General features: G+C 23.3%; 1 pseudogene. It reads left to right on the forward strand.

Annotated features, from left to right (window positions below):
* Positions 1 to 206 (forward strand): annotated as a pseudogene (locus RFW85_RS00015) (hypothetical protein); the annotation flags it as partial.

Consider the following 206-nt stretch of genomic DNA (forward strand, 5'->3'; position numbering starts at 1 on the left):
TGTGGAGATTGCGAGCATGATTTAAATACAAAATATGAAGGCTATTCTCTAGATATTTTAAGAAATAAAAAGAAATCTGTAAAACATAAAAAAAGAGATAATCACTATGAAATTCAGGGTGTTAATCAAAAAAAACTAATTTTATATTTAATTTCTATTATATGGAGAGGAATTGAATCTAGTCATGAAGTTTTTAATAAATTGAA

Source organism: Acinetobacter sp. 12966, assembly GCF_031196995.1.
Classification (GTDB): domain Bacteria; phylum Pseudomonadota; class Gammaproteobacteria; order Pseudomonadales; family Moraxellaceae; genus Acinetobacter; species Acinetobacter geminorum.